This window comes from Marinobacter segnicrescens (assembly GCF_900111555.1).
GTDB classification, from domain to species: domain Bacteria; phylum Pseudomonadota; class Gammaproteobacteria; order Pseudomonadales; family Oleiphilaceae; genus Marinobacter; species Marinobacter segnicrescens.
In genome coordinates, this window is sequence record NZ_FOHZ01000053.1 from 1 (window position 1) to 5381 (window position 5381).

Genomic DNA, 5381 nt, shown 5'->3' on the forward strand with positions numbered 1-5381 from the left:
GAAGCTGAGCGCGGAGAACCGAAGGGACTTGCTGGAGGTGCTGGAAGACCGACATGGCCGGCGCTCCACTATCGCCACTAGCCAATTACCCATCGAGGAATGGCATGGCGTGATCGGTGACGCCACTCTGGCAGACGCCATTCTGGACCGGCTCGTTCACAACGCCTACAAGATCAGTCTGCGGGGCCAATCCATGCGAAAGCGGCAGGCAAAGTTGACGGACACTACGGCTTCGGAGTAAGAAGAGAAACCCCGCGTCGCTACGCTCCGATGGGTGGCAGCCTTGCTCCGGTCCGGGTGGCAGGCTTCACGTGGAATGGGTGGCAACCTTCGGCGGTTTACGCAGTCGACATCTGTTCAAGAGCAGGCATCTCAAATGAAAACCGGGACAGATCTATTTTCCAGGCCCGGCTCTTTGAGGGAATCGGGAAAGACCTATTTTCCCGGCAAGGGACGGTCCTTAATCAACCAGCCCAATAAAATTCAACAGTATCAAAACCAGCATGACAGCAACCGCGCCCATCATCATGATGAACATTGTCCTGCCCAACAGGCGATCAAACCAGTTGGTGTTTTCGTAAATTGGTCGCTCATCTGCCGCAGTGAAGGAGAGGGTTGACCGTCTGAGCCGTTCGCTGAGCCAATGGGGGCGGCACATGGCGCCAGCGACGTTGAAAATATCCCAGCCACTGGCGAAATCCAGTCCTAGTTTGTCCCTGGTTTCGGGGTTTTTCCTTAGCGTTCTGACTGTAATCTGTCCGAAGAGAACAAAAAGAACCCATCCAATCAGAATGAAGAGGAAACAGATCCCGAGTAGAGTCGAAAAGGTCATAGGGCTGCCAGCCACTCCATAATGTCGTCGTACCAACTGCCGCTGTTTTTCTCTGAAAACCGGGACAGAACTATTTTTCAGCCAATCACGAGCAGTTTGGGTTTTTGAGCCGGCTGTCAGAACTGCAGACGGTATTTCTGCAACAGCTCCACTCTGGACCGGAGGACATCCGCGTAAAAGGCCAGTCGGGAAAAGGGAGAAGAACTACCAAAGTTCTGTGGCGTCCATACCCTCGAGACGAAGACTTTCTCTGCCTCCTGATAGGCTTCCCAGGCACTTTGGGATTTTTCGAAGACGTCTTTTTCGGAAGCGGACAACTCCTCCGCCAGAGCAGAACTCGCCTTCACAAGCTCGTCCTCGAGGAAGGCAATGTACTCACGATACGCCTCCATTGAGTCTGAGGTCGTCTGTGACTCCTCGAAAATGGCTTGCTCGTAGGCAGACGCTTCGGACTGGAAGGCGTCAAGATAATTGGGGGCATCGGGATTATCGATGGCCTGACAGGCCACGGAGGTCAAAGTGATGGAGAGGAAGGCGAAAGGGCGAATAACACGTGAAAGCGTGATCACTGGTAGACTCCTTGATCGAAAAGTCTCCATTCGGCAGAACGTCGGTTATTCAATCCCTGCATCACCTTACCCTGCGATTTGTTCCAGGCTTTCCAGGCGGTTTCGAGAGATGCGTAGCCAGTGCTCGCTTTCGGGTTATTCACCAACCGAACCACGGATGATCCGGAAAATGCCCGCCGTCCAATATTGAAAGCAAAGATTACCAGGGCATCGAACTCGCTCTGTGACAGGCTGGCGGAGACAACTTTCCGGATTTCTCGCTCGTAGGGTGCGACATCCTGTGCCAGAAGCGTCTCCGCTTGCTGTTGACTTATACCAGCGGAAAACGCCGACCAGTCTGCCTGATCGATCAAGTGTCCAACACCAATGGTGGCGCCCGCCACCCATTGGGTAATGGCCAAACCGGTCTGATCGTCATAGGGCTTCAGCCGCACACCCTCAAGACGTTTGAGAAGGGAGCGTCCTCGAGCGCTGAGAACCTGATTCCGGGTGAGGGGAGTCTGGGTTGAAGCGGTGACACTGAGTCCTTGTGCCATTATTCAGTCCTTTGGTTGATAAAGTCGTTTTGGAGATTATTAGAATCTTTGCTGCGCTTCAATGTCGCCAGAGTGCGGGTGTGACCATAGTTGGATCTAGCTCTCAATGCGAGGACGTTTAGTAACGAAAAGCGGGACAGATCTATTTTCTAAGAAATGAAAAAAGTCTGTCCCGTTTTGTTCATTTTGTTCGTTTTTTGTGAGCTGTTTGCTGGTATTCCGACGGTATACCATCTGGAAATTTCTGTCCGTAGTTACAAAGCACATTCCGGATCACAACAGCCACCGTTAGTCACCCTTCTTGCTATGTCGGCAACGGCCGAACAGGCTGGCAAAGGCGATGCTGAGCAAACCCAGGGTGCCCGGGCCCGAAATGGGTGCTGGGTCCGTACCCGGGTTCGTCGGGTCTGAAAGCTCGGCGCTGAAACCAATATTCTGGAAATCAACCTGTCGGTTTGATCCAGTCAGAAAGGCTGTTACGTACTGCACATTCAGAGGCGCGGCGAGGATTATGTCTTGGGCTGTAATGCCAGGGCTGCTGCCCAGGTCAGGAAAAACTTCCAGAGTGCCGACTTGGGCATTCGAAGCACTGAAGAACGTGAAATCAATTTCGTCAACATCGTAGTCTTCACCGGTGTAGTTCCAGAAATGCAGCGTACTGATGTCGTACTCCTGACCAAAATCGAAGTCAAGCTCAAGCCCTCCACCAACGCTATCCGCAGTAAACCAGATATGTGTGCTCTGGTTGTGAAACTCTTCGGCATCCGCTGACGGTGCGTCGATCACTTTGTTGATTGTGTTTCCATTACTAAAAGTGTTGTTGAAAGAGCCGGGCGATGTGCCCGAGCCGATAGCTACCGAAATGTTGGTTTCATTAAGGTAAACAGGAGCTGCCGCGGTATTCACCGCACCGAATGTACAGATCAATAAAACGCAGCTCAGAGAAGGTTTTAATATCATCTATAGGCTCCTTTACAATGGGTTTGGTGCGGATTACAGTCAAGCAATTACGGCGCCACGAATTATTTACCTAAAGTATTCAGCACGATGCTGTTGTAAGGACGCCTGGTGGTGTAAAGCAGACTGACAAGAAAAAGCGTAACTTTCGGCGACAGTTAGTGGAGTTGGTCCCCCTCCAGGTGTTGCTGTAATGTCCAATTGGGACCGGAGTAGCCCCATAAGGTTGGGGGAAGGTTTACTCCCGGTTTAGCTATCCGACTCGGTTTTGAATACAGAAACCGGGACAGATCTAATTTCCATGGCATTTCGACTACTAAGGGCTATGTTCGTGGCTCTCTCGAATCGTGTGAGAGAGGTGCCGCGGCGGGAGCCAGAAATTGCGAGAATTATTGCGACCTTTGAGAATACACAGTCGACACCTGTTCACGAGCAGGCATTGATAAAAGGTTACAGCATGCAAATTGGCGTCATCGCAGACACCTACAGCAAAATGCGTCCCGAAGCACTGGACGCATTGAAAGGCTCAGACCTGATCCTGCACGCCGGTGACGTCGGTCGGGACGAGGTGCTGGACGCGCTGGAAGCTATTGCGCCGGTGGTGGCGATTCGCGGCAATATCGACAAAACAGGGCGAGCGGCGGATCTTCCTGATGTGTGGGATCTGGAATTCCTCGGCCACGGGTTTTACATGCTCCACGACGTCAAAACCCTCGACATTGAACCGCAAGGCCGCTACCGGGTGGTTGTTGCCGGCCATTCCCATAAACCCCGTAACGAGTGGATCGGTGACGTGCTTTACTTCAATCCGGGTGGTTCAGGGCCGCGGCGTTTTACGTTGCCCATTACGGTAGGTCGGCTGGAAGTGACTGAAGATCGTGTATCTGGAGCAATCATCGAGCTGCCGGTTTGACGCGCTTCGGCCTGGTTCAATTGTATTGGCAGCGCGGTTTTTACTCTGTACCTTTATAACGTCAATAATCATCCATCCATTGTTGTATCGGGCATAGCGCTGTGTTCAGAAGGTTATGGAAGACCATTTATCCCGTCCTGATGTTTTCTCTGTTTATGATCTTTGCGAACACGGGATACGCAAAGATTTATAAATGGGTTGATGAAAACGGGAAGGTTCATTTCAGCGACCGGAAAGATCACACCGTTGAGCAGGAACTGGTTAACGTGAAGCCAGGCTCATCAACGTGGTTGCGCTTCGATATCAGGATCAGAACCGTCGATGTCGAGCTCAGTGAGCAGGAACACCAGCGCATTGTGGACGGCGTGAACAACGTCTACGAGTTTTTTGACCGGGTGCTGTCCTTTGATATGTACCAGACAGTGCCGGTTAATATCCTGATATTCAGGGATAGCGCTGCCTACCGGCAATACCTCATTCGCAATAACCGGGGCAGCGTGGCCGCTTCTTACGGCCTGTATATACCCTCGGAACACCAGATTGTCGTTTACGTGCATGAGGAGAGAAACCTTACCTTTGAAACCATCAAGCACGAGGTGAGTCACGCGGTTGTCGATAACATCGTGCCCTATGCGCCTGCCTGGTTGAATGAGGGGCTTGCGGAGCAGATGGAAACGCTGGAGCGTGATGAGTCCGGCCTGTATTTTGAGCGCCACCCGGTGAATCAGTGGGTGGTCGCTCAAGCTCGCAAGCAGGGGAGGTTAGCGGACATCGGCGACTTCCTGAAACTGCCCAGTGATAAGTGGCTGCATTCCGATCGCTCCGGACGCAGCAACGTGCGAGCCCAGGCTGGCCAGTTCGTCTATTTTCTGCTGTCCAATCCTACTCGCCGCAGCTTTGTGGTGCGGCTGATGCACAACTTTAACCGGGGCGATCGCACCCTGTCGTACTACCTGGTTGATGACAATTACGTTGGTGGCGTTGCCATGTTGGGTCTGGACTGGACCCGTTGGCTGTACGATCAGGGAGACCCGATGGTCAGGCTTTAGGCCCGGATGGGGCGCGGCGTGAGTGGATTGGGGATGCCGGCCTCCTGGAGGGTCAGTCGGGACCCTCTGTGCCGACCTGATCCTTGTCGAATTGCTCGTGGGTGCCGTCGCAGTAGGGCGCATCGCCGGTGTGCTTGCACTGGCAGAGAAACGCATGGCCGTCGTCTTCGGCAACGAAGCTTTTAGGGCTGAGCCCGGTGAAGTGGACCCCGAAATTTGGACAGGTGCCTAAGCTCTGATTCATCATCTCCACAAGGAGGAGAATCATGAGCAAGAAACGCAAGCAATACAGCCCATCGTTCAAGTCCAAAGTTGCCCTAGCCGCCCTCAAGGGTGACCAGACCACATCTGAAATTGCCGCCCGGTTCCAGATTCATCCGACCATGGTTAGCACCTGGAAACGCGAGTTGTTGGAGAATGCTCCGGACCTCTTCGAAGGCAAAAAAAGGTCCGGCAAACAGTCCAACGAGCCCAGTTCTGACGAACTCTACCGCGAGATCGGCCGACTGACGGTGGAACGCGATT

At 53.0% G+C, this 5381-nt stretch carries 9 protein-coding genes; 4 read left to right on the forward strand and 5 right to left on the reverse strand.

Annotation, left to right across the window (positions count from 1 at the left end; genetic code table 11):
- A partial coding sequence (locus BM036_RS19335) for an ATP-binding protein (RefSeq protein WP_177186123.1) occupies positions 1 to 241 on the forward strand: 241 nt, incomplete at its 5' end.
- Between the two features lie 219 nt (positions 242 to 460).
- Here BM036_RS19335 and BM036_RS20155 read toward each other — a convergent pair.
- From BM036_RS20155 to BM036_RS19355, 4 genes are all read right to left on the reverse strand, one after another.
- On the reverse strand, positions 461 to 832 hold the full coding sequence (locus BM036_RS20155; protein ID WP_091855263.1) for a hypothetical protein: 372 nt from the start codon (positions 830 to 832) through the stop codon (positions 461 to 463).
- Between the two features lie 116 nt (positions 833 to 948).
- Positions 949 to 1401 (reverse strand): lysozyme inhibitor LprI family protein, encoded by a 453-nt coding sequence (locus BM036_RS19345; RefSeq protein WP_177186124.1) that lies wholly within the window; start codon positions 1399 to 1401, stop codon positions 949 to 951.
- Positions 1398 to 1937 carry a lysozyme gene (locus tag BM036_RS19350; RefSeq protein ID WP_091855265.1) on the reverse strand — a complete coding sequence of 180 codons (540 nt, stop codon included), beginning with the start codon at positions 1935 to 1937 and terminating at the stop codon, positions 1398 to 1400. Before BM036_RS19350 ends, BM036_RS19345 begins: the two co-directional genes overlap by 4 nt.
- Before the next feature lie 288 nt (positions 1938 to 2225).
- A complete protein-coding gene (locus tag BM036_RS19355; protein ID WP_091855266.1) occupies positions 2226 to 2897 on the reverse strand; it encodes a PEP-CTERM sorting domain-containing protein in 672 nt (223 codons plus the stop codon).
- A 454-nt stretch (positions 2898 to 3351) separates the two neighbouring features.
- On the opposite strand from BM036_RS19355, the gene BM036_RS19360 reads away from it, so the two are divergent.
- Positions 3352 to 3807, forward strand: coding sequence for a metallophosphoesterase family protein (locus tag BM036_RS19360; protein ID WP_091855267.1), 456 nt, complete (start codon positions 3352 to 3354; stop codon positions 3805 to 3807).
- 155 nt (positions 3808 to 3962) lie between these two features.
- Positions 3963 to 4856: a DUF4124 domain-containing protein gene (locus BM036_RS19365; protein ID WP_091855269.1), complete on the forward strand. Its 894-nt coding sequence runs from the start codon at positions 3963 to 3965 to the stop codon at positions 4854 to 4856.
- Positions 4857 to 4908: 52 nt separating this feature from the next.
- On the opposite strand, the gene BM036_RS19370 is transcribed toward BM036_RS19365, so the two are convergent.
- Complete coding sequence (locus tag BM036_RS19370; RefSeq protein ID WP_245742752.1) at positions 4909 to 5100, reverse strand: CDGSH iron-sulfur domain-containing protein; 192 nt, start codon at positions 5098 to 5100, stop codon at positions 4909 to 4911.
- Between the two features lie 22 nt (positions 5101 to 5122).
- On the opposite strand from BM036_RS19370, the gene BM036_RS19375 reads away from it, so the two are divergent.
- The coding region (locus BM036_RS19375) for a helix-turn-helix domain-containing protein (protein WP_143066674.1) at positions 5123 to 5381 on the forward strand (259 nt) is incomplete at its 3' end.